This is a genomic window from Streptomyces sp. NPDC006197, assembly GCF_040613865.1.
In the GTDB taxonomy this organism is placed as follows: domain Bacteria; phylum Actinomycetota; class Actinomycetes; order Streptomycetales; family Streptomycetaceae; genus Streptomyces.
Genome location: NZ_JBEXSZ010000040.1, coordinates 32,457 through 54,520, shown reverse-complemented (window position 1 = coordinate 54,520; position 22,064 = coordinate 32,457). Strand labels below are relative to the sequence as shown.

Sequence of the window (22,064 nt, the reverse complement as noted above, 5' to 3'; positions counted from 1 at the left end):
GCACGCCGAGGACGGGATCCTCGCGGGCACCGACCCGATGCTGGCGCCGCTGCCCCTCTGGGACGACCTCACCCGCGGGCGCCGCGCGGAGCCGGTTCCGGCCGCCTGGGTCGACCGCCGCGCGGAGTCAGTGCCCGCCGCCCGAGCCCACCGCCCCGCGGAACGAACCCGTGTGCTTGCGGACCTGCTCCGGCGTCAGATACGCGTCGGTGTACTCGAAGTCCCGCAGCGTCCCCGCCTTCGAGGCCAGGAACCCGGTCCGTACGTAGTCGTCGCCCGCGACGGCGTTGAGCAACCAGTTCGTCATCACCCGGGTCTTGGCCACATTGGTCCGCAGCGCCGCCCAGTGGTAGCCGCGGGCCACGGCCTGGGCCGGCGCCCCGTGCAGTTCCACGCCGAGCGGCTTCGACACCCCGTCCATGCCGCCCAGGTCCACCACGAGCCCCAGGTCCTTGTGGGTGTACGGGTGGGTCCGCTCGCCCCGGAGCGTCGCGACCAGGTTGTCGGCGACGGCCTTGCCCTGCCGCATCGCGTGCTGCGCGGTCGGCGGGCAGATCGCGCCCTTCTCGCCCTTGGCGAGATCGGGGACGGCCGCGGCGTCGCCCAGTGCCCACACCCCGTCGAGGCCCGGCACGTTCATCTCGGCCGAGACGACGAGCCGGCCCCGGAGGGTCTCCGCGCCGAGCGTGCCGATCAGCGGACTCGCGGCCACGCCGGCCGTCCAGATCAGCGTCCGGCTCGGCAGCACCCGACCGTCGGTGAGCGTCACCGATTCCTCGTCCACCGAGCCCACCGACACGCCGAGCGACACCTCGATGCCGCGCTTCGTCAGGATGTCCATGGCGGCGGCGCCCAGCTTGTCGCCCAGCTCGGGCATCAGCTTCGGCGCGATGTCCACCAGATGCCACTTGATGAGGGCGGGGTCGAGCCGGGGATACCGCTTGACCGCGTTGTGCGTGAGCAGTTGGAGACAGGCCGCCGTCTCCGTCCCCGCGTACCCGCCGCCCACCACGACGAACTGCAGCCGCGCGGCCCGCTCCTCCTCGTCGTCGCTCGCGTCCGCCAGGTCCAGCTGGGCGATGACGTGGTCGCGGATGTAGACGGCCTCCGCGAGGGTCTTCATCCCGCGCGCGTGCTCGGCGAGTCCCGGGATGTCGAAGGTGCGGGTCACGCTGCCGGGCGCGAGGACGAGGTGGTCGTACTCCTCCGTCACGAACTCGCCGGAGATCGTCCGCACCACACAGACCTTCGCCGCCGTGTCGATGCCGACCACACCGCCCGGGACGATCCGGGTCCGGTGCCGCTGGCTGCGCCGCAGGGACAGCGCGACCGACTGCGGGGTCAGCACGCCGGCGGCCACCTGGGGAAGCAGCGGCAGGTACAGCTGGTACGAGAACGGGGAGAGGAGCGTGATCACCGCCTCCCGTTCGGCGAGGCGCCGTTCGAGCCGCCGCACGCAGCCCACCCCGGCGAAACCGGCGCCCACCACGAGGATCCTCGGTCGCGTCACGCTGTCCGCCTTTCCGTATGAGTCGTGGTTCCCCCTTTTTATCGTGATTGGTGACATGCCGCTCATCGGGTTACGTTGCGTAAGGCTCCGTGGAAGGCCCGACGAAGGCCCCGTGGAAGGCCTCTGGAAGCACCCCCAGCGGAAGGCGGACAGCGCGCATGAGCACCTACCAGGTCGGCTACTTCGTCGGCAGCCTCTCGACGAAGTCCATCAACCGGGTCCTGTCCCGGGCCCTGATCCGTGTCGCGCCCCCCGGCCTAGAGTTCCGGGAGATCCCCATCAAGGACCTCCCGCTCTACAACCACGACTTCGACGCCGACTACCCGCCCGAGGGCAAGGCGCTCAAGGAGGCCATCGCGGCCGTCGACGCGGTCCTCTTCGTGACACCGGAGTACAACCGGTCCATTCCCGGCGCCCTCAAGAACGCCATCGACTGGGCCAGCCGCCCCTGGGGCACGAACTCCTTCACCCACAAGCCGTCCGCCGTCATCGGCGCCTCGCCCGGCAAGATCGGCACGGCCGTCGCGCAGCAGAGCCTCCGGTCGGTGCTCAGCTTCTGCAACTCCCCGCAGATGAACGCCCCGGAGGCGTACATCCAGTTCACCCCCGGGCTGTTCGGCGAGGACGGCGAGGTCACCGACCCTACGACCCAGCAGTTCCTGAGCGACTTCATGGCTGACTTCAAGGCCTTCGTGGAGCGCGTCCTCACCGTCCTGCCGCCCCAGCGCTGAACCGCCTCAGAGGACGACGATCCCGAGCGGTCGCGAACCCGCCGGAAGACGGCGGGTGTCGCCCGTGCCGAGGTCGACGACGGTCAGACCGTCCCAGTACCCGTCCCGGGTGAAGCCGCCCGTCACATAGGCGGTGCGGCCGTCGCGCGACACGGCCACGCTCTCGTGCGGACCCTCCAGGGGGTGGACCCGCTCGGACCCGTCGGGCGTGCGCACCGTCAGGGAGGGGCCGCGGTCCGCGTCCGGGTCGATCGGCCCGGTGCCGACCGCCAGCAGTGTTCCGTCGGCGGTCACGGTCGCGCCGTGCTGATGGGTGTTCGCGGTCATCGGCTCGATCGTCGTCCGGCCCGTCCGGGGGTCGACCACCGCGAGCCGCTCGCCCTCGAAGGGCAGCAGGAGCTTCCCGTCCGAGGGCCGCACGGCCGTGTAGTGCGGCTTGAGCCAGGAGCCGAGCCCGCCCTCTGTGCCGTACGGGGCGACCTCGATCCGGCGCGGCTCCAGCGTCCTCGCCGTGACGACCGTGACGTCGAAGGAGTCGTGGTCCGTCGCGTACACCTCGGCGCCGTCCCGCGACACGTCCACGTCGAACGGGCGCCGGCCGACCGGGACGGTGTCCGTGACCTTCAGCGCCGCCGTGTCGATGACCTCCAGGGTGCCGTTCCCACCGGGCACGTTGACCCCCACGTACGCCCGCCGTCCGTCCGGGGCGAGCGCGATGCCCATGCCACCGCCCCGGTACTCGCCCGTGGTCACCGGCCCGGTGTCCGTGCGGTACGGGATCAGTGCGAGGCGCTCGCGGCTCGCCGTGTCCACGACCGCCACCCCCTCGGCGGTCGCCACCCAGGCGCGCCCGTCCTCGCCGACGGCCAGGCCGTACGGTGCGGTGCCGACCTCCACGGAGCCGGTGGCGCCCCGCGCGGGGTCGACGAAGGTGACCGTGTCGGAGCCGAAGTCGGTGACGAGCAGGGTGCCCGGGGCGACCGTCCCGGCCGGGCCCGGCGTCACGCTGACGGGGGAGCCGGGGGAAGCCGACCCGGCCGTGGGGGAGGCCCCGGCGGGCGTCGTCGCACCGGCGGCGGAAGCCGCCCCTGCGGAAGCCGCCCCTCCGGAGCCCTGGGCGCAGCCCGTGAGCAGGACCGCGGCCACCGCGCCGGGCACGAGCACCCGGGCGGCACGGGACGGACGGCGGAACTTCGGCATGACGGACTCCTCGGTGCGGCGACCGCGCGGACGGCCCCGCCGGGGTGTCCGCGCCCTGCCCCGATCCTCCGCCCGCGTCCGCCCCCGTCAGGTCCGCCGCCCGTCCCCTCCCGGGCGGCGGGACGGCCGACCCCGGGGTCCACCGATCGGTTGACCCCGCCGCGCGAGGCGCAGGCCTTGAGGGCGTCCAGGGAGCACAACACCCGCTCGACGCACGGCGGGCCGTCTCCGGCGCAGGGTGGGACGCACCGCGCTCCGCCCACTGGCGTCGAGACGTGGGCCACTTCGGGAGGCAGCATGACGCACGCCACCGACAACGGCCCGGGGCGCAGGTCCCGCGAGGTCAGCGCATCGGCCGGTGCGGGACGACGGCGCCCGCCTGACCCATCACGCCCCCGGCTCCTCCGACGCCCCCCTGGCCCATCATGCCGCCGGGGCCGCCGACGCCCATCTGCCCGCCGACACCGGGGTGCGGCGCACCGGCGTGCACGACGGCGCCCTGCGGGCCGGGAATCCCCTGCGGAGGCATCTGGATCACACGGCTCAGATCCCGCATGACCTCCTCCGCGGTCTGGCGGACGTCACCGGGAACATCCCCCCGCTCCCGTATGAGCTCGGCATAGATCGGTGCCGTGCCGTCCGCGTGGTTCATGGGGCTCGCTTCCTTCGTCTGGGCCGGTTCCGTCACCGACGGGCAGACGGCGAGTCTACGGGGCACCACCGACACGCCCCGGACGGGGAGTCCGGCCGACGCACCCGCCGACCCGTCCCCACCGCGAAATTCGGTGTCGTCCCCGGCCTTCCCGCCCCGAGAATGGATCATCGAACACACGGGAGGGACCCCATGAGCCAGGCGACCCTGACTCTGCACGACCTGATGCCGTCCGACGAACTCGCCGCCGCTCTCGCGAACGGGCACGTCACGCGCAAGCACCACCCCGAGCTGCCGCTGTCGATCTACACGTACACGCGCGCGTGCCAGTACGCCCAGCACTGGAACCGGGCCACCACGCGCTGCCGCGGACTCGTCGCCGACGACGCCACCGGGCGGATCGTCGCGCTCCCCCTCCCCAAGTTCTTCAACCTCTCCGAGCACAGCGGCGACCGCCCCTACGCGCCCCCGCTGCCCGACGAGCCCTTCGAGGTGTACGACAAGGTCGACGGCAGCCTCGCCGTCGTCTTCCACTACGCCGACCGCTGGCACGTCGCCTCCAAGGGCTCCTTCACCAGCGGTCAGGCCACCTGGGCCCAGCGCCGCCTCGACGCCGCCGACACCGCGGGCCTGACCCCCGGCGTCACCTACCTCGCCGAGATGCTCTACCCGGGCAACCGCATCGTCGTGAACTACGGCGAGCGCCGCGACCTGGTCCTGCTCGCCGCCTTCCGCGCGGACGGCACCGAACTCCCCCTCGCCGAGGCCGCCGAGGCATGGCGGCCCATCGGCTCCGTCGTCCGCACCTGGCCCGCCATGGACGTCGCCGAACTCGTCGCCCTGACCGAGTCCAACACCCTTCCCGGCGGCCGCCCGGCCACCGGCACCGACGCCGAGGGCTTCGTCCTGCGCTTCGCCTCCGGCCTGCGCGCCAAGGCCAAGCTCAGCGAGTACGTGCGCCTGCACAAGGTGCTCACCGGAGTCACCGAGCGGGACATCTGGCGCAGCCACGGCATCCAGCGCTTCTCCGCCCTCCCCGCAGGCGAGCTCGCCAAGGGCCTCGGCTGCGCCGTCACCGACGTCGAGGCCTCCGGCGGCAAGCCCCTCGACGCCCTCCTCGAACAGGTCCCGGACGAGTTCGACGCCTGGGTGCGCGAGGTGATCACCAAGCTGGAGACGGCCGCGGCGGACCGCGAGCGGGCCGTCGACGAGGCGTACGCCCGCCTCGCCCACCTCGCCGACGACCGGGCCGCCTTCGCCCGCGCCGCCGGGGACCTCGGCGACCGGGCCCTGCGCGCCCTCCTCTTCCTGCGCCTCGACGGGCGCCCCACCGACCTCCTCGTCTGGCGTCAGCTGCGCCCCGAGGCCACCGACCCCTTCGCCCACGACGAGGAGAACTGACGTGCCTGTCGTCCATCTCATGACCGGCCTCCCGGCCTCCGGGAAGACGACGGCCGCCCGCGCCCTCCAGGCCGCGGCCGAGGGGCGGATGCGCCGCGTCAACCTCGACGACCTCCGCGCCATGCTCGACGTCCCCTCGCCGGACCGCGGCCGGTCCCACAAGCACGAGCAGACGGTGCTCGGCATCCAGGACGCGGCGGTCCGCGCCGCCGTCGACGACGGCTTCGACGTCGTCGTCGACAACACGCACCTGACCCCGCACGTCCCCAAGCGGCTCAAGGCGGCCGTCGCCGGCCTGGCCACCTTCGCCGTCCACGACTTCACCGGCGTGCCCGTCGACGAGTGCGTCCGCCGCGACGCCGCCCGCGAGCGGCCCGTCGGCGAGGAGATCATCCGCATCCTCGCCGACAAGCACGCCAAGGCCACCCGGGGCGGCTGGCGCCTCACCGCGGACTGGCTCAACGACCGCCCCACCGTCGGGGAGCCCTACGTCCCCGACCCGGCCCTCCCCACCGCCGTCATGTGCGACATCGACGGCACCCTCGCGCTGCGCGTCGACCGGGGCCCGTACGACTTCAGCCGCTGCGACCGCGACCTGGTCAACCCCTCCGTCCGCGACGCCCTGCGCGCCTTCCGGCACTCCGAGCGGGACCGGATCGTCCTCCTCTCCGGGCGCAGCGAGGACCACCGCGCCCTCACCGAGAGCTGGCTCGCCCGGCACGAGGTGCCGTACGACGAGCTGTGGATGCGCGCCTCCGGTGACGGCCGCGGCGACGACCTCGTGAAGGCCGAGCTCTTCGACGCCCATGTGCGCCACCGGTACGCGGTCCGGGTCTCCCTGGACGACCGCGACCGCGTCGTCGCCCTCTGGCGCCGGATGGGCCTCCCCACCTGGCAGGTCAACTACGGCGCCTTCTGACCCGGCCCGGCGTCGAGGGGGGTGGGACCGCCCACCCTCCTCGGCGTGTCAGGATCGTGGGATGCTGGAGAAGATCATCGCGGCGTGCGACGGCGCGTCGAAGGGAAACCCCGGCCCCGCGGCCTGGGCATGGGTCATCGGCCGCGCCGACGGGGCGATCGACCGCTGGGAGGCGGGCCCCCTCGGCCGGGCGACCAACAACGTGGCCGAACTCACGGCCCTGGAGCGCCTCCTGGAGGCCCTGGACCCCGCGCTGCCCGCCGAGGTCCGCATGGACTCGCAGTACGCCATGAAGGCCGTCACGACCTGGCTGCCCGGCTGGCGCCGCAAGGGCTGGAAGACCGCCGCCGGCACCCCGGTCGCCAACAAGGACCTGGTCGTACGGATCGACGCGCTGCTCACCGGCCGGGACGTCGACTTCGTGTACGTCCCCGCGCACCAGGTCGACGGCGACCCCCTCAACGACGCCGCCGACCGGGCGGCCAGCCACTCCGCCCGCACCCAGGAACCCCTCGCCTCCGCCGACGGAGCCGAACTGCCCGCGGCCGACCCCGCCACGCGCACCTCCACGCCCCGGGCGCGCTCCTCTGCGCCCCGTAAGGGCTCTGCGAGCTCCGGCGGGGGTTCCGCCCGGGGGACTCGCCCGTCCGGCCGCACCCTCAACGCGAAATTCCCGGGCCGTTGCCGCTGTGGTCGTGCCTACGACAAGGGCGAGAGCATCGCGAAGAACTCCGACGGCTGGGGCCATCCCACCTGCGTCTGAACCGACGGGCCGTCCGACTGGCGGGCGGCCCCGTCCGCCCCGTGAGACCGCTCGATCCGGTCGCACGGCAGGCTTCACTCTCGCGTGGACGCGGGTTCTCCCGGGGTTCTGTTCTCGGAGCGGTTGTGGCTGCATACTGATCCTCCTCGCACCCGGTGGCGAACCGTTTTACCTGCTCATTTGTCGTTCTCACGACACTTTCGGCGCCGGGCGAGAACCCCCTCCTGCTGCCGCCGCGGACTCCCCGCGGCGGGAGTCGTCCCTGCCCGTGAAAGACCCGAGGTTCCGTGCCAGTACCTGTTCTCCTGACCGGGCGTTCCGTGCGCCTGGAGCCGCTGGCGATGCGGCACGCCGAAGCCCTCGCCCGGGCCGGCGGGGCGGACCGATCGGCCTACGCCTTCACCCCCGTACCCGATGGCCTCGAATCGGCCCTCGACTACATCGCCCGCGCCCTCGCCGATCAGGCGGCAGGCCGTTGCCTGCCCTTCGCCCTGGTCAGTACGGCCGACGAGAGAGTCATCGGCTCGACCCGCTTCCTCGAACTCGACTACTGGCGGGGCCCGCTGGTGTGGCCGCCGGTGCCCGGCATGCCCCACGGCGATCCGCTGACCGCCGTCCCGGACGCCGCCGAGATCGGCAACACCTGGATCGCCGGCGACGCCCGGGGCACCGGAATCAACACCGAGGCCAAGTACCTCATGCTCCGGCACGCCTTCGAGGCCTGGGGCGTGCGCCGCATCACCATGCGCGCCGACGCCCGCAACACCCGCTCCAGAATCGCCATCGAACGCCTCGGGGCGACCTGCGAAGGCATCCGCCGCGCCCACTCCCGTGGACTCGACGGCGCCGTCCGCGACACGGCCTTCTACTCGATCCTCGACGAGGAATGGCCCACCGTCCGGGACATCATCGAACTGCGCCTCTCCACCCCCCGGCAGGTGCGCGTCCCCCAGGACCTGCTGCCCGCCTGAAGCGCCCGGAGGCGCCCGAGCGGACGGTGGCGCATGGCGCCCTCGTGACCACGTACCGTGAAGACGTTCCGTGGACAGCGAGGCAGTGCCATGCGCCGCCCCTCTCCGTCACGGGCGCCAGGACCCTCCTGGCGCCCGTGCCCACCGCGTCCGCCGCGGTGACGGCCGTCACCCCCGACCCCGGCAAGAGCACCGTCGGACGCCACCGCTTCCGCCTCACCCGCGGCTGACCGGGGCTCGCGCCCCCGGTCCGCCGGTGGTTCCATGGAGGTGACGGGAAGGACTCGGTGTGAGGACGCGGGGTAGCGGCCCTCACCGGACCGCGCACCGTGCAATCAGGATCCGCGAGAAGCGGATGAGTCCTTCCCGCCCCTCCGCTCCACCCCGTCCCAGGGGGTGCGACGCGCCCCGGTACGGTGGCCGGGACAGCGAGTCGTGCCACCCGAAGGGACCGAGTGACCGTGCCGACCGGAACTCCCGACGTACTCCTCCGGACGGAGGGCCGGGCCGGATTCATCACCCTGAACCGGCCCCGCGCCATCAACGCGCTCACCCACGCCATGGTCCTCGCCGTCGACGGCGCGCTCACCGCCTGGGAGCACGACCCGGCCGTCACCACCGTCGTCATCGAGGGCGCCGGGGAGCGAGGCCTCTGCGCCGGCGGCGACATCCGCGCCATCCATGACGACGCGCGCGCCGGCGGCTCCGCCTCCGCGGCCTTCTGGCGGGACGAGTACCGGCTCAACGCCCGTATCTCCCGCTACCCGAAGCCCTACGTCGCCCTCATGGACGGCATCGTGATGGGCGGCGGCGTCGGCGTCTCCGCGCACGGCTCCGTCCGCGTCGTCACCGAACGCTCCCGGGTCGCCATGCCCGAGACCGGCATCGGCTTCGTCCCCGACGTCGGCGGCACCCACCTCCTCGGCCGCGCCCCCGGCGAACTCGGCACCCACCTCGCCCTCACCGGCGGCCACGTCGGCGCCGCCGACGCGATCCTCACGGGCCTCGCCGACGCCTGCGTGCCCTCCGCCGAACTCCCCGCCCTGGTCCGCGACCTGACGGACCTGCCGGCCGAGGAGGCAGTCGCCCGCCATGCCGTCGCGCCGCCCGCCGGCGTCCTCGCCGAGCAACGGGAGTGGATCGACGCCTGCTACGCCGCCCCGACCGTCGAGGAGATCGTCGAGCGCCTCTTCGACACCGGCGTGCCCGCCGCCAAGGAGGCGGCCGAGACCCTCTTCACGCGCTCCCCGGCCGCCCTCAAGGCGACCCTGGCCACGCTCCGCCGCTCCCGCGCCCTCGCCACCCTCGAAGAGGTCCTCGACCTGGAGTACCGCGTCTCCTGCGCGGCCCTCACCACCCCCGACCTCGTCGAGGGCATCCGCGCCCAGGTCGTCGACAAGGACCGCGACCCCCACTGGACCCCGGCCACCCTCGCCGAGGTCACGGAGGCCGACGTCGCCCGCTACTTCGCCGTGCCGGCCGACGGCGACCTCGGCCTGGCCGCCGCGACCGCCGGCCGCGGGGCGCGGGGCGGCGCGTGACCGCGAACACCTCCTTCCAGCCCGTCCTCGACCGCATCGCCGAGGAGATCGCGGAACTCACGGACCGGGGCACCCCGGCCGACTACATCCCGGCCCTCGCGGCCGGCGACCCGCGCGACTTCGGCATGGCCGTGGCGGAACTCGACGGCACGGTCTACGGAGTGGGGGACTGGCGCCGCCCCTTCTCCACGCAGTCCGTCACCAAGGTCTTCACCCTCGCGCTCGCCCTCGCCGGGGAGGGCGACGCGCTCTGGGCCCACGTCGGCAGGGAGCCCTCCGGCGACCCCTTCAACTCCCTCGTCCAGCTGGAGTACGAGCACGGCATCCCGCGCAACCCGTTCATCAACGCCGGCGCCCTCGTCGTCACCGACCGGCTGCACCGCCTGACCGGCGACGCCTCCGGAACGCTGCTCGACTTCCTCCGCGCCGAGAGCGGCAACCCGGACCTGGCCTTCGACGCCGACGTCGCCGCCTCCGAAGCCGCCCACGGCGACCGCAACGCGGCCCTCGCCCACTTCATGGCCTCTTACGGCAACATCACGGGCCCCGTCCCCGAGCTGCTGCGCGAGTACTTCCGCCAGTGCTCCCTGGAGGCCTCCTGCGCCGACCTGGCCCTCGCCACCGGCTTCCTGGCCCGGCACGGACTCCGCGCGGACGGCAGCCGTCTGCTGACCCGCAGTCAGGCCAAGCAGGTCAACGCCGTCATGCTCACCTGCGGCACCTACGACGCGGCCGGCGACTTCGCCTACCGCGTCGGACTTCCCGGCAAGAGCGGCGTCGGCGGAGCCGTCGTCGCTGTCGTCCCGGGCCGCTGCACCCTGTGCGTCTGGAGCCCGGGCCTGGACAGCCGGGGCAACTCGGTGGCGGGAGTGGCCGCGCTCGACCGCTTCACGACCATCACGGGCCTGTCGGTCTTCTGACCCGCCCGCGGGCCCGGGCACGGGGTCCTCGCGGGTCAGCGGGGCCGGTCGGCTGCCGGGTCCTCCAGGGTCAGCGGGGCCAGTCGGGGGCCGGGTCCTCGTCGAGGAGGGGCCGGAGGGCGCCCACGACCGCGCCGACGCACACGTCGCGCAGCTCGGTGCGCGTACAGGTCTCGTGGGTCAGCCAGTCCACGCACAGCACCTGTACGAAGACCAGCCAGCTCTTCAGGACGCCCGACACGGCCGCCCGCGTCCGCTCGTCGGCGAGCGGCAGCACACCGAGCAGGCGCTCGCGCAGGGCGTCCAGTTCGCCGGTGATGATCGTCTGGACGAGGAGGTCGCCGGCCAGGACGCGGTTCGCCGCGAGAACCGTGTTGCGGTTCGCCGCGAAGTACTCGATGTGCGCGTCCAGGCCCTGCGTCAGCTGTTCGACCAGGGTGTCGGCGGGGTCGAGCCGCGTCTTCGCGAGCAGCTGCGCGGAGACCTCCCGGTAGAGCGCGGCGAACAGATCCCGCTTGCTGGGGAAGTGCTGGTAGAGCAGCGCCCGGGAGACCCCGGCCCGCTCGGCGACCTCCTCCATCAGCACCTCGTCGTACGGCAGCGCGGCGAAGAGCCGTGCGGCGACGTCCAGGAGCTGGGCGCGGCGTTCGGCGGGGTCGAGGCGTCTGCGGGGCGGCACTCCGCCATGCTACTTGACATGTGTCCAGTAAGCGGCCGTACGCTGACGCGCACCACTACTAGATGCGTGTCTACTTGATGGGGGTCGCGCACATGACCAGAGCCGCAGCGCTTCGGGGGCTCGCCCGGGCCATGGGGTACGCCTGCGTGGCGATCGGACTCCTCCACGTCCTGCTCGGCAACGCCGCGATCCCGGGGGCCACGGCCGCCGGCCCGACGATCGACAGCCTCGGCCGGTTCCTGGGCGCGATCTTCGCCGGTTACGGTCTCGCCTGGCTCTGGGCGGTACGACAGTCGCCCGTCCCCGCCGCGGCCGTGCGGGGGCTCACCGCCGTGTTCCTGCTGGGAGCCCTCGGGAGGCTGCTCTCCCTCGCCGTCGAAGGGCGGCCGCACTGGTTCCAGCTGGCGCTCGCTGCCCTCGAACTCGCCCTCTCCCCACTGCTGTTCCGGCTGGCGGACGCGGACGAGGAGGCGAACGCACGGGCCGGGACCCGCCCGCCGCGGACCGGGAACGAGGCCGGCTGACGGACGGTCCGGGCTGAGACCGGCTGACGGACGGTCCAGGCCGAAACCGGTCGAGGGGCGGTCCAGGCCGAGACCGGTCGAAGGACGGTCCAGGCCGAAACCGGTCGGCGGACCGGGGCGGGACCGGCCGGCGAAGGGCCGGAGCCTCGACCCCGGCGCCGGGCCGACCGCCGCCGCCAACCGCAGGGACCGTCAGACACCCCTCAGGGCCGCGGGCTCGCCCAGGGCCCCGGCCGCCGTCCGCCAGGCCTCGGTCACGGCCCCGTGCGCGAGCTCCGTCGCGGCGGCCACGTCGTCGGGCAGCCGCAGCGGCGTGCCGATGTGGACGTGCAGGCCCGGCCTGCGGACGGGCGCGGTCAGCACTCCGGCGAGCTGCTTCGCCCGACCGCCCGAGGTGATCCGCCGGGCCCCGGCCTGACCGATCGGCACGACCGGTGCCCCCGTCGCCCGCGCGAGCCGCGCGAGGCCGGTACGGAACGTCTCCGGCGGGTTCTCGGCCGCGTCCCGGCGCGGCGGGATGCGCCCCTCCGCGTACAGCATCACGTGCCGCCCCGAGGCGAGCGCGACCGCCGCGTGGTCCAGGGCCGCCGCGGCGTGCGCCGAGCTGCGGTGGACGGGGACGTGCCCCTCGCGGGACAGCGCCCGGCCGAGGAGCGGGACCCGCCAGAGCCCCGAGGTGGCGAGCAGGACGGGCTCGACGGCCAGCCGCCTGCGGAGCGCGGCGAGCACGAGCGCCGGGTCGGCGAGCGACGTGTGGTTCACGACGAGGATGCTGCCCGGCTCGACACGCGCCCCGGGGTCCGAGGTGACGGTCAGCCGCCCGAAGAACGGGACGACGTGGGCGGCGAGACGACTGAGCACGGGAGGCCCCCTGGATCCGAGGCGGAACGGTGACGGAACCATTGTCCAAGGGCCCCGCGGCCCGGACATGAGCGTTCGTACTCAACTGCCGGGCGCGCCCCCGTACTCAACCGCACCCCGCACTCCGTCCGGGCGGTCGCGCCGGCCGGCCCCTCCGTACCCGCGCGGGAACGGCGGTCTGACGACGGTGGCCCGTCGCCCCTCCCGTACGAGGAGGGGCGACGGGCCGCCGTCGACCGGTCAGGAGTGGTCGAACCAGGAGAGGGCCGCGATCCGCCAGCCGTCCGGCGTCCGGACGAACTGGAGCGTCTTGGTGCCCTCGCCCTCGTAGGGCTTCCCGTCGAAGACCCCGGACTTGCGGTAGGTGCCGAACCGGGAGGCGATGTCTCCCTCGATCCGCGTCTCCTCGGAGGTCTCCCACTCGGAGAACTCGACGAGCCGTCCGTCGGAGAGCAGCCGCTCGCGCGGCTCGATGAACTCCTCCACGGAGTACGCGGTGAACGTGGGCGCGGTGCAGACGATGACTCCCCGGGGCAGCACGAGCCGCCGGATCCGGTCCACGTCGGCGGCCTTGCCGTCCCGGTTGTCGAACGCGCCGTAGAACTCGGCGGTCACCCGGTCAATTTCGGTCTTGGACATGACATGACCCTATGCCGTGCCGGGCGGCCCCCGACGACTCCGGTCACGGCATCCAGTAGTTGTGGACCTGGGAGACCTCCGGCTGGGGACCCTGGGGCAGTCCCATGTCCTGGGCCAGCGGCATCACGAGGTCCATGAACTTCCGCATGTCCTGCTCCGACTCCCACAGGTCGTGGATCACCAGACCCGAGCCGGTCGGCACGCAGACGTGGGCCAGGCAGCCCTGGAAGGGGTTGCCGGGCAGCGACTGGAGCTTGCTGTTCAGGGTGTCGTACTGGTCGGTCGTCACGCCCGGCACCTCGGTCTTCACCAGAATCGCCATCGAGATCTCCTTCGTGCGGTCAGCCCTCCGTACCGCCGACGTGACGGTACGTGTCGGGATCAGAACGCACCGTACCCGTGACGGTGGCGGCAGGAGGCGCGACCCGCCCCCACGGGCTCCGCCGTGTCGCCGCCGAGGGGGAGCGGCCGCCGGGGGGCGGCCCCCCGGCGCGTCGCCGTCAGGCGAGCTCCGCCTCGATCAGGTCGGCGGCGCGGGGCGTACCGCCCTCGCGGGCCATCGACTCCTGGATCTCCCGCGCGCGGCGGGCCACTTCGGGATCGTCGACGAGCGCGAGCACGGCCTCCCGCAGCCGCCCGGGGGTGACCTCCTCCATGGGCAGATGCCGTGCCACGCCCAGGGACCGGAGCATGTCGGCGTTCCCGAACTGGTCGACGGCCTGCGGCACGGCCACCATGGGCGTGCCGGTGGCGAGCCCCTCCTGGCTGCCGCCCGCGCCCGCGTGGGTGATGAACGCGTCGGCCTGGCGCAGGATCGCCAACTGGGGGACCCAGGAGTGCGCTTCCACGTTCGACGGCAGCTCGCCGAGCTCGGCGGGATCGACGAACCTGCCGATCTGCAGGACGACGTGCCAGCCCGGCAGGCCGGCGAAGGCCTCGACGCAGTCCCGGTAGAAGCCGGGCTGCTTGGTGAAGGAGGAGCCGAGGGAGACGAGGAGGACCCTCTCCGCCCCTTCCGGCCGCCGCCACTCGCCCTGTTCGGCACGGGGGCCCTGGCAGGCGCCGACGAAGGTGTAGACGGACTCGTCGACCCGGTCGGCGTGCGGCTGGAGGGCCCGGGGGATGAGGACGATCGCGCGGCGCGGGCGGGCGACGAACCGGTCGGGGTGGGTGTCGATCCCGTGCTCGCCGAGCCACTCCTCGAAGCGCGCGTAGTACGCCTTGCCGCGCGGCGAGGCCTTGAGCTCGGCGAACATCGGCTCGGCGACCTCTTCCTCGTACCCCTCCCACGGCACCAGGTTCGGCCACAGCGAGACGGCGGGCACGCCCCAGGCGTGGGCGAGGACGGGGGCCGGATAGGCGGTGATGTCGTGGAGCACGAGGTCCGGCCGGTCCCCGTCGAAGGCCTCGGCGAGCTGCGGCAGTGCCTGCGTCGCGTCGGCGAGGAACGGTTCGAGGTGGTCGATCAGCTCGGTGCCCCAGGCATCCGGGTCGTCGTCGGTCGGCAGCGTGGAGGTGTAGACGACGGGGGTCGCCCCCGTCTCCGCGACCTTCTCGGCGAAGGACGCGGGGACGGCGTAGCTGACGCGGTGGCCCCGGGCGACGAGCTCGCGGATGACCTCCAGGCTCGGGTTCACGTGGCCGTGGGCGGCGATGGAGAACATGGCGATGTGCGCGGGGGAGGTGGTCATGACGACCACCATAAGCGAGACGATACGTATCGTCTACTTCTTTGCGTGGAGGGCGGGCGGCGTCCAGTCGGCATGTCGCAGGATGGCGCGCAGGGTCGCCCGGTCCGGCGCCACCCGCAGGGCCGCGTTGCGTACGGAGACGGCGACCGGATGCGAGAGCTGCTGGCCCATCCGGCCGGCCTGGCGGGCGGCCCGGGCGACGGACTGGCTGCGCGGACGCCGCTCGGCGTCGTACCGGGCCAGCGCCGCGCCGACGCCGGACGCGGTGGCGAGCGCCGCGGCCAGTGACACCGCGTCCTCCAGCGCCTGGCAGGCGCCCTGCCCGAGGTTCGGGGTCATGGCGTGGGCGGCGTCGCCGAGCAGGGCGACCCGGCCGGCGGTGAAGGCCGGCAGGGGAGTGGCCAGTTCGTGGATGTCGTGGTGCAGCACGGCCTCGGGGCGGGTCGCCGCGAGCAGGGCCGGGATCGGCTCGTGCCAGTCCCGGAAGCGCCGGCGCAGGACGGCCAGGGGGTCCGGATGGCGCACGCCCGGCGGGGAGTTGAGCACGGCGTGCCACTCGGCCCGCCCGTCGGTGAAGGCGATGTGCCCGAACTCGGCGCCCCGGCCCCAGGTCAGCTCGAAGTCGGACGCGAGCGGCAGCGGGGCGTCGGTGACGGCGCGCAGGACGGTGGACCCGCTGTACGCCGGCCCCGGGTGGCCGGGGAACAGCAGCCGGCGCAGCGCACTGTTCACACCGTCGGCGGCCACCACCAGATCCGCTTCCCGCACCCCCTCCCCGGTGACCACCCCCACCCGGTCGGGAGCGGTCAGGTCCAGGGAGGTCACCTCCGCCCCGACGACCAGGCGCTCGGCGGGAAGCGCCTCGCGCAGCAGCCGGTGCAGGACGGCGCGCGGGATCCCGACGATCGGCGTGCCGAGCGCCCGCTCCAGGGCGGCCCCGTCCATCCGGGCCAGCCAGCCGCCGCCCGGGACGCGGGTGCCGCCGGTGTACTGGGGCCGGGCGGCCTCGCGCACCCCCGCGCCGACCCCGAGGGCGTCCAGGGCGCGGATGCCGTTGGCGTGGAGGGAGATGCCCGCGCCGGCGTCCCCGAGGGCGGCGGCGCGTTCGAGGACGGTCACCTCCCAGCCGATCCGCCGCAGCCCGATCGCCGCCGCGAGGCCGCCGATCCCGCCACCGACCACCACCGCGTTACCGCCGTCCATGCCGGATCTCCCTTCCACGGTTCTTCTACAGATGTAGAAGAACCGTACTCCTCCCCTCTACAGGTGTAGAAAGGGGGGATGCCCGCCTCCGCCGCCGCCCGACGCGCCCTCCTCGCCGACACCGCCATCGACGTCCTCGCCGAGCACGGCATGCGCGGGCTCACCCATCGCGCGGTCGACCGGGCCGCCGGCCTGCCGCCCGGGACGACCTCCGCGTACCACCGCACCCGCCAGTCGCTCCTGACCGCGCTCGTGAGCCGCCTCGTCGAGCGCGACCAGGCCGAGATCCAGGAGGCGGGCCGCCGTGCCGGAGCGCCCCGCGACGCCGGGGAACTCGTCGCCGGGATCGCGGCGTTCACCACGCTCCGGCTCACCGGGGAGGGCCGCCGCCGCTCCCTCGCGCGCTACGCGTGCGCCCTGGAGAGCGTGCACCACCCCGAGCTGCGGGAGATCCTCGTCCCGCGCGACAACGCGGCCCGGCGTTCCGTCGAGGAGTTCCTCGCGGCCCAGGGCCTCGAAGACGCCCGCGAGCGCACGATCACCCTGCTCACCTGCGTGGACGGCCTGGTCTTCGATCGCCTGGTCAACGGCGGGACCGTCCCCGTCGAGGAGGTCCGCCGCCTGGTGGCGGCCGCGCTGCGGTGAGGGTGAACCCGGGGCGGCCGGTCGGTGAAGGCTTTTCCGAGGGGCCCGGCACCCTCGCCTCTATGGGGTGTGCATGTCAAGATGCGGTCGGTTCCTGCCCACCGACCCAGGGGGACGCAGTTGAAGACCCAGGCCTATGCCACCAGGGGCGCGCTCGCCCTCGCCGGCGCCCTCGCGCTGATCATCGCCCTGCCGGGCAGCGCGCTCGCCGCACCGCCCACCGCACTGCCCGCCAACGCCGACGGCCTGGAGCAGACCTTCCAGCCGGCCTACGACTACGACACCGACGGCTGCTACCCCACCCCGGCCATCGGTCCCGACGGGACGCTCAACGGCGGCCTCAACCCCTCCGGCGCCCTCAACGGCCAGTGCCGTGACGCGTCCGACCTCACCAACACCAACGGGTACGCGCGCGCGAAGTGCAACAACGGCTGGTGCGCGATCATCTACGGCCTCTACTTCGAGAAGGACCAGGCGGTGGCCGGCAGCAGCCTCGGCGGACACCGCCACGACTGGGAGCACGTCGTGGTCTGGGTGCAGAACGACCAGGCCCGGTACGTCTCCACCTCCGCCCACGGCGACTTCGACGTCTACGGCCGCGACCGGATCCGCTGGGACGGCACCCACCCGAAGATCGTCTACCACAAGGACGGCATCGGCACCCACTGCTTCCGCCCGGCCAACTCCAACGACGAACCGCCCGAGAACCACCAGCACACCTGGCAGTTCCCCAGCCTGGTCGGCTGGAACGGCTACCCCGCGGGCATCCGCGAGAAGCTCACCCAGGCCGACTTCGGCAGCGCGGTCTTCGGCCTCAAGGACGGGAACCTCGCCTCCCACCTGGCCAAGGCGAAGCCGGCCGGCATCCCCTTCGATCCGTACGCCTGACCGGCCGGTCCCACCCGTGCGGCGCGGACTGATCACGAAGGGATGAACATGCCCCGATGCCGCCCCGCCGCCACCGGCGGGGCGGCACCCTGCTGACGTGCGAAAAGAAGACAAAAAGGTCGTACCCCGGCAGCGGGGCGCCGCACAGGGAGCCGGCCCCGGCCGGACCGAGGAGCCCCGTACCGCCGACGACCGACCCGCGGACCGGATCCGGCCGGCCTCCCGGATCCGGTCCGCCTCCCGAAGCCGCTCCGACGGCCGGACACCGTCCGCCCACCGCGACCACTCCACCGAGGAACGCCTCCACTACTGGGTGGACACCATCCTCACCCGTGGCACCGCCGCGCTCTGCGGCTGGCTGGCCCTCGTCTGCCTCGCCCTCGTCGTCCCCGTCAGCACCGTCCTCGTCTGGACCGACCGGCACACCCCCGCCTCCCTCGGCTCCAGGATCGCCGCGGTGTGGCGCAACACCGGACAGACCATGCGCCTGGGCGGCGAGGTCGGCCCCCCGCTGCGCGTCGCCCTGTCCGTGCTCCTCGCCCTCATCGCGCTCATCTACGTCTCCACCCTCGTCAGCCTCATCACCACCGGCCTCACCGACCGCCTCATCGCCCTCAACCGAGGCCACGCCAGAATTCTGGAGAGCGGACACACCGTCGTGCTCGGCTGGTCCGAACAGATCCCCACCGTCCTCTCCGAACTCGCCGCCGCCCGCACCGACCGGCGCCGCCGGATCATCGCGGTCCTCGCCGACCGCGACAAACCCGCCATGGAGGAGGACCTCCGCGCCTCCGTCGGCGCCACGGGCCGCACCCGGATCCTCTGCCGCACCGGCCGGCCCACCGACCCCGCCGCACTCGCGCGCGTGAGCCCGGCGACCGCGGAATGCGTCCTCGTCCTGCCCCGCGACGACCCCCGCGACGACGCCGAGGTCGTCAAGACCCTGCTGTCCCTCTCGGCGGCCGCGGGGAAGACGGACCCCGTACGCGTCGTCGCCGCCGTACGCGACGACCGCCACCTCGGCGCCGCCCGCCTGGCCGCAGGGCCCGGCGCCACCGTCCTCGGCATGGACGACATCGCGGCGCGCCTCCTCGTCGACTGCGTACGACAGCCCGGACTCTCCCTCGTCCACCAGGAACTCCTCGACTTCGCCGGGCACGAGTTCCACACCCTCCGGGAACCGGCGCTGTCCGGCCGCACCTTCGGCGAGGCCGCCCGCGCCTGTCCGGTGTCGACCGCCGTCGGCATCGTCCACGGCGACGGCACCGTCGAGCTCAACCCGCCCCGCTCCACCCCGCTGCTCGCCGACGACGCCCTCCTGGTGATCGCCGAGGACGAGCACGCGACCCGCCTGTCGGCCACCCCCGTGCCCTACGACCCGACCGCGCTCACCCACGCCCCGCCCGAGACCTCCCGGCGCCCCGAGCGCGTCCTCCTCCTCGGGTGGAACCGCCGGGCACCCCTGATCGCCACCCGGCTCGCGAGCCGTACACCGCCCGGCTCGTCCCTCGACGTCGTGGCCGAACCGCGCACCGGCACCCTCACCGGCATCCGGACCGTCGCCGAAGCCGTCGGCGGGCGCATGAGGGTGCTCCACCGGCCCGGCGACCCCACCCTGAGCGGGACCACGGACGCGCCGGACCCCGACCGGTACGACACGGTGATCGTGCTCGGCCCCGACCACCGGCCCGGCCACGCCGACCCGGACGACCGGACGCTCGTCACCCTCCTCCACCTGCGGGCCGGGCGACGGGCGAGCGGCCGGACCCTCCCCGTCGTCACCGAGCTGACCGACGACCGCAACCGGCTCATCGCACCGCCACTCCCCGGCGCCGACTTCGTCGTCAGCGGCCGACTCATCGGACTCCTGATGACCCAGATCTCCCAGAACCCCCACCTCACCGCCGTGTTCGAGGAACTCCTCGCCCCGGACGGCAACGCCCTCCACCTCCGCCCGGCGGCCCACTACGTCCGCACCGGACGCACCACGTCCTTCGCCACCGTCGCCGAATCGGCCGCCCGCCAGGGCGCCTGCGCCATCGGCTACCGCTCCACGACCGCCCCCGACCACGGCCTGCGCGTCAACCCGCCCAAAGCGCACGTCCGTCACTGGCATCCGGACGACCAGGTCGTGGTCATCGCACCCGGACGGACCGGATAGGGGCGCACGACGGCAACCTTTCCGGGGCCGGCGGCGACCACGGGGTGCCCGCCCGTTCCGGCGCGGGCGGCACACCCCCCACGTACGGAAGGAAGCACGACGTGAGCGAGACCCGCAGCAAGGCGAGGCACCGCAGGCGCGGCAAGGCCCTGGCGATCGGTGCCCCGGCCGTCCTCGCGACGGCCGGGGTCCTGGCCTACGGGACGGCCTTCGGCCTGTTCGGCGCGGACGCCCGGCCCCGGGCCGGCGCCGCGACCGCACCCGAGTGGGCCCGCGCGGTCGCCGACGGCTTCGCGTCGGTCGACGCCCTCGGCCAGAAGGGCACGTACGGCGGACGCGACGGCGCGACCGTCACCGTGCGGAACCTCGCCGACCTGGAGAAGTACGCCACGGCGCCGGAGCCGTACGTCATCGTGGTGGCCGGGACGATCACGATGAACCCCGTGGGCAAGGAGATCAAGGTCGCCTCCGACAAGACGATCGTCGGCTCGGGCACCTCGGGACACATCGTCGGCGGCGGATTCTTCCTCGGCCCCGGCGTCCACAACGTCATCATCCGGAACCTGACGATCCGGGACGCGTACCAGGGCGTCTGGAACGACAAGGACCACGACTTCGACGCCGTCCAGATGGACGGCGCCCACCACGTGTGGATCGACCACAACGACCTGCGGCACATGGCCGACGGCCTCGTCGACAGCCGCAAGGACACCACGTACGTCACGGTCTCCTGGAACCGGCTGAGCAACAACAACAAGACCTTCGGCATCGGCTGGACGGAGAACGTCACCGCCGACCTCACCCTCCACCACAACTGGTTCCGCGAGACCGAACAGCGCAACCCGTCCACCGACAACGTCGCCCACGCGCACCTCTACAACAACTACCTCCAGGACGACCCGGGCACCGCCGTCACCTCGTCCTACGGCAACTACGCCCGCGGAAAGACCCGCATGCTCCTGGAGAACAGCTACTTCCAGGGCGTGAACAACCCCGTGACCAAGGACGCCGGCGCCGCCCTCGTCCAGCGCGGCAACATCTTCTCCGGCACCACCGGCCGCAACGAGAGCGGCGGCACGGCCTTCGACCCGAGGACGTACTACCCCTACACCCCCGACCCGGCGGCCGACGTGCCCGCCCTGCTCAAGTCCGGCGCCGGACCACGCAGTTCCATCGGAACCACCGCGGCGGCCGCCCCCGCGGTCACGACCCTGACCGTCGCCAAGGACGGCAGCGGCCAGTACACGAGCGTCCAGAAGGCCGTCGACGCCGTACCCGCCGGCAACACCTCCCGCGTCGTCATCCGCGTCAAGCCCGGCGTCTACCGCGAGACCGTCAGGGTCCCGTCGAACAAGCCCCACCTCACCATCGAAGGCACCGGCCGCAGCCGCAAGGACACCCTCATCGTCGAGGGCCACGCCTCCGGCACGCCCAAGCCGGACGGCTCCGGCACGTACGGCACCGGCGGCAGCGCCACCGTCGCCGTCGAGGCCGACGACTTCCAGGCCCGCAACCTCAGCGTCTCCAACGACTTCGACGAGGCCCGCAACCAGAACATCAGCGGCCACCAGGCGGTCGCCCTGCGCACCGCCGCCGACCGGATCGTCCTCGACGGCGTCATCGTCAGCGGCGACCAGGACACCCTCCTCCTCGACACCGCGGCCAAGGACAGGACCGGCCGCGTCTACGTCACCGACTCGTACGTCATCGGCAACGTCGACTTCGTCTTCGGCCGGGCCACGGCCGTGATCGACCGGTCCGTCCTCACCCTGAAGAAGCGCTGGGACGGCACCTCCGCCGGATACGTCACGGCGCCGAGCACCACCGCCGGACGCAACGGCTTCCTCATCACCCGCTCCACCGTGAACGGCGACGTCACCGCCGGCAGCTTCTTCCTCGGACGCCCCTGGCACGCGGGCGGCGACGCGACGCTCGACCCGCAGACCACCGTCCGCGACAGCGTCCTCAGCGCCGCCGTCAGGGCCACGCCGTGGACGGACATGGGCGGCTTCTCCTGGAAGGCCGACCGCTTCGCCGAGTACCGCAACACCGGCCCCGGCGCCGGACCGGCCGGCACCGACCGGCCGCACCTGACGGACGCCCAGGCCGCCGCCCAGGACACCGCGCACTGGCTCGGCGGCTGGACCCCCACCTCCGGCTGACGG

At 73.5% G+C, this 22,064-nt stretch carries 21 protein-coding genes; 12 read left to right on the top strand and 9 right to left on the bottom strand.

Going from position 1 to position 22,064, the window contains the following annotated elements; all coding sequences use genetic code 11:
- Nucleotides 1–127: 127 nt before the first annotated feature.
- Nucleotides 128–1,510 carry an NAD(P)/FAD-dependent oxidoreductase gene (locus ABZ318_RS15475; RefSeq protein ID WP_356902970.1) on the bottom strand — a complete coding sequence of 461 codons (1,383 nt, stop codon included), beginning with the start codon at nt 1,508–1,510 and terminating at the stop codon, nt 128–130.
- Nucleotides 1,511–1,668: 158 nt separating this feature from the next.
- Between ABZ318_RS15475 and ABZ318_RS15470 the strand changes: the two genes are divergently transcribed.
- Nucleotides 1,669–2,241 (top strand): NADPH-dependent FMN reductase, encoded by a 573-nt coding sequence (locus ABZ318_RS15470; RefSeq protein ID WP_356902969.1) that lies wholly within the window; start codon nt 1,669–1,671, stop codon nt 2,239–2,241.
- A gap of 6 nt (nt 2,242–2,247) precedes the next feature.
- On the opposite strand, the gene ABZ318_RS15465 is transcribed toward ABZ318_RS15470, so the two are convergent.
- Both ABZ318_RS15465 and ABZ318_RS15460 read right to left on the bottom strand, forming a co-directional pair.
- Entirely contained in the window at nt 2,248–3,441 is a 1,194-nt protein-coding gene (locus ABZ318_RS15465) for a hypothetical protein (RefSeq protein ID WP_356902968.1), read from the bottom strand.
- Nucleotides 3,442–3,784: 343 nt separating this feature from the next.
- Nucleotides 3,785–4,093 carry a hypothetical protein gene (locus ABZ318_RS15460; RefSeq protein ID WP_356902967.1) on the bottom strand — a complete coding sequence of 103 codons (309 nt, stop codon included), beginning with the start codon at nt 4,091–4,093 and terminating at the stop codon, nt 3,785–3,787.
- A 192-nt stretch (nt 4,094–4,285) separates the two neighbouring features.
- Here ABZ318_RS15460 and ABZ318_RS15455 point away from each other — a divergent pair, with 192 nt between their 5' ends.
- The 6 genes from ABZ318_RS15455 (at nt 4,286) to ABZ318_RS15430 (ending at nt 10,608) form a co-directional block, all read left to right on the top strand.
- The gene (locus ABZ318_RS15455; RefSeq protein WP_356902966.1) at nt 4,286–5,494 is read left to right on the top strand and encodes an RNA ligase; all 1,209 of its coding nucleotides are present in this window, start codon (nt 4,286–4,288) and stop codon (nt 5,492–5,494) included.
- Between the two features lies 1 nt (nt 5,495).
- Complete coding sequence (locus ABZ318_RS15450; RefSeq protein WP_356902965.1) at nt 5,496–6,413, top strand: AAA family ATPase; 918 nt, start codon at nt 5,496–5,498, stop codon at nt 6,411–6,413.
- Nucleotides 6,414–6,474: 61 nt separating this feature from the next.
- Nucleotides 6,475–7,176 (top strand): ribonuclease H, encoded by a 702-nt coding sequence (locus ABZ318_RS15445; protein WP_356902964.1) that lies wholly within the window; start codon nt 6,475–6,477, stop codon nt 7,174–7,176.
- A 287-nt stretch (nt 7,177–7,463) separates the two neighbouring features.
- Nucleotides 7,464–8,147: a GNAT family protein gene (locus ABZ318_RS15440; protein ID WP_093877685.1), complete on the top strand. Its 684-nt coding sequence runs from the start codon at nt 7,464–7,466 to the stop codon at nt 8,145–8,147.
- 455 nt (nt 8,148–8,602) lie between these two features.
- Nucleotides 8,603–9,688, top strand: a complete 1,086-nt coding sequence (locus ABZ318_RS15435) for an enoyl-CoA hydratase/isomerase family protein (RefSeq protein ID WP_356902963.1) — start codon at nt 8,603–8,605, stop codon at nt 9,686–9,688.
- Entirely contained in the window at nt 9,685–10,608 is a 924-nt protein-coding gene (locus tag ABZ318_RS15430; RefSeq protein ID WP_356902962.1) for a glutaminase, read from the top strand. The genes ABZ318_RS15435 and ABZ318_RS15430 overlap by 4 nt, the downstream gene beginning before the upstream one ends.
- Before the next feature lie 70 nt (nt 10,609–10,678).
- Here ABZ318_RS15430 and ABZ318_RS15425 read toward each other — a convergent pair whose 3' ends face one another.
- Entirely contained in the window at nt 10,679–11,287 is a 609-nt protein-coding gene (locus tag ABZ318_RS15425; RefSeq protein WP_356902960.1) for a helix-turn-helix domain-containing protein, read from the bottom strand.
- Between the two features lie 92 nt (nt 11,288–11,379).
- On the opposite strand from ABZ318_RS15425, the gene ABZ318_RS15420 reads away from it, so the two are divergent.
- Nucleotides 11,380–11,811 carry a DUF4345 domain-containing protein gene (locus ABZ318_RS15420; RefSeq protein ID WP_356902959.1) on the top strand — a complete coding sequence of 144 codons (432 nt, stop codon included), beginning with the start codon at nt 11,380–11,382 and terminating at the stop codon, nt 11,809–11,811.
- Nucleotides 11,812–12,003: 192 nt separating this feature from the next.
- Here the strand turns inward: ABZ318_RS15420 and ABZ318_RS15415 are convergent, their stop codons facing one another.
- The 5 genes from ABZ318_RS15415 to ABZ318_RS15395 form a co-directional block, all read right to left on the bottom strand.
- The gene (locus tag ABZ318_RS15415; protein ID WP_356902958.1) at nt 12,004–12,672 is read right to left on the bottom strand and encodes a lysophospholipid acyltransferase family protein; all 669 of its coding nucleotides are present in this window, start codon (nt 12,670–12,672) and stop codon (nt 12,004–12,006) included.
- A 240-nt stretch (nt 12,673–12,912) separates the two neighbouring features.
- Nucleotides 12,913–13,311, bottom strand: coding sequence for a nuclear transport factor 2 family protein (locus tag ABZ318_RS15410; RefSeq protein WP_356902957.1), 399 nt, complete (start codon nt 13,309–13,311; stop codon nt 12,913–12,915).
- Between the two features lie 43 nt (nt 13,312–13,354).
- Nucleotides 13,355–13,633, bottom strand: coding sequence for a hypothetical protein (locus tag ABZ318_RS15405; RefSeq protein WP_356902956.1), 279 nt, complete (start codon nt 13,631–13,633; stop codon nt 13,355–13,357).
- 178 nt (nt 13,634–13,811) lie between these two features.
- Nucleotides 13,812–15,002, bottom strand: coding sequence for a macrolide-inactivating glycosyltransferase (mgt, locus tag ABZ318_RS15400; RefSeq protein WP_356902955.1), 1,191 nt, complete (start codon nt 15,000–15,002; stop codon nt 13,812–13,814).
- A 33-nt stretch (nt 15,003–15,035) separates the two neighbouring features.
- On the bottom strand, nt 15,036–16,205 hold the full coding sequence (locus ABZ318_RS15395; protein ID WP_356902954.1) for an FAD-dependent monooxygenase: 1,170 nt from the start codon (nt 16,203–16,205) through the stop codon (nt 15,036–15,038).
- A gap of 78 nt (nt 16,206–16,283) precedes the next feature.
- On the opposite strand from ABZ318_RS15395, the gene ABZ318_RS15390 reads away from it, so the two are divergent.
- The 4 genes from ABZ318_RS15390 (at nt 16,284) to ABZ318_RS15375 (ending at nt 22,061) form a co-directional block, all read left to right on the top strand.
- The gene (locus tag ABZ318_RS15390) at nt 16,284–16,850 is read left to right on the top strand and encodes a TetR family transcriptional regulator C-terminal domain-containing protein (protein ID WP_356902953.1); all 567 of its coding nucleotides are present in this window, start codon (nt 16,284–16,286) and stop codon (nt 16,848–16,850) included.
- A 120-nt stretch (nt 16,851–16,970) separates the two neighbouring features.
- A complete protein-coding gene (locus ABZ318_RS15385; protein ID WP_356902952.1) occupies nt 16,971–17,738 on the top strand; it encodes an NPP1 family protein in 768 nt (255 codons plus the stop codon).
- A gap of 97 nt (nt 17,739–17,835) precedes the next feature.
- Nucleotides 17,836–19,899: an NAD-binding lipoprotein gene (locus ABZ318_RS15380; protein WP_356902951.1), complete on the top strand. Its 2,064-nt coding sequence runs from the start codon at nt 17,836–17,838 to the stop codon at nt 19,897–19,899.
- Nucleotides 19,900–20,000: 101 nt separating this feature from the next.
- Nucleotides 20,001–22,061: a pectinesterase family protein gene (locus ABZ318_RS15375; protein WP_356902950.1), complete on the top strand. Its 2,061-nt coding sequence runs from the start codon at nt 20,001–20,003 to the stop codon at nt 22,059–22,061.
- Nucleotides 22,062–22,064: the final 3 nt, after the last annotated feature.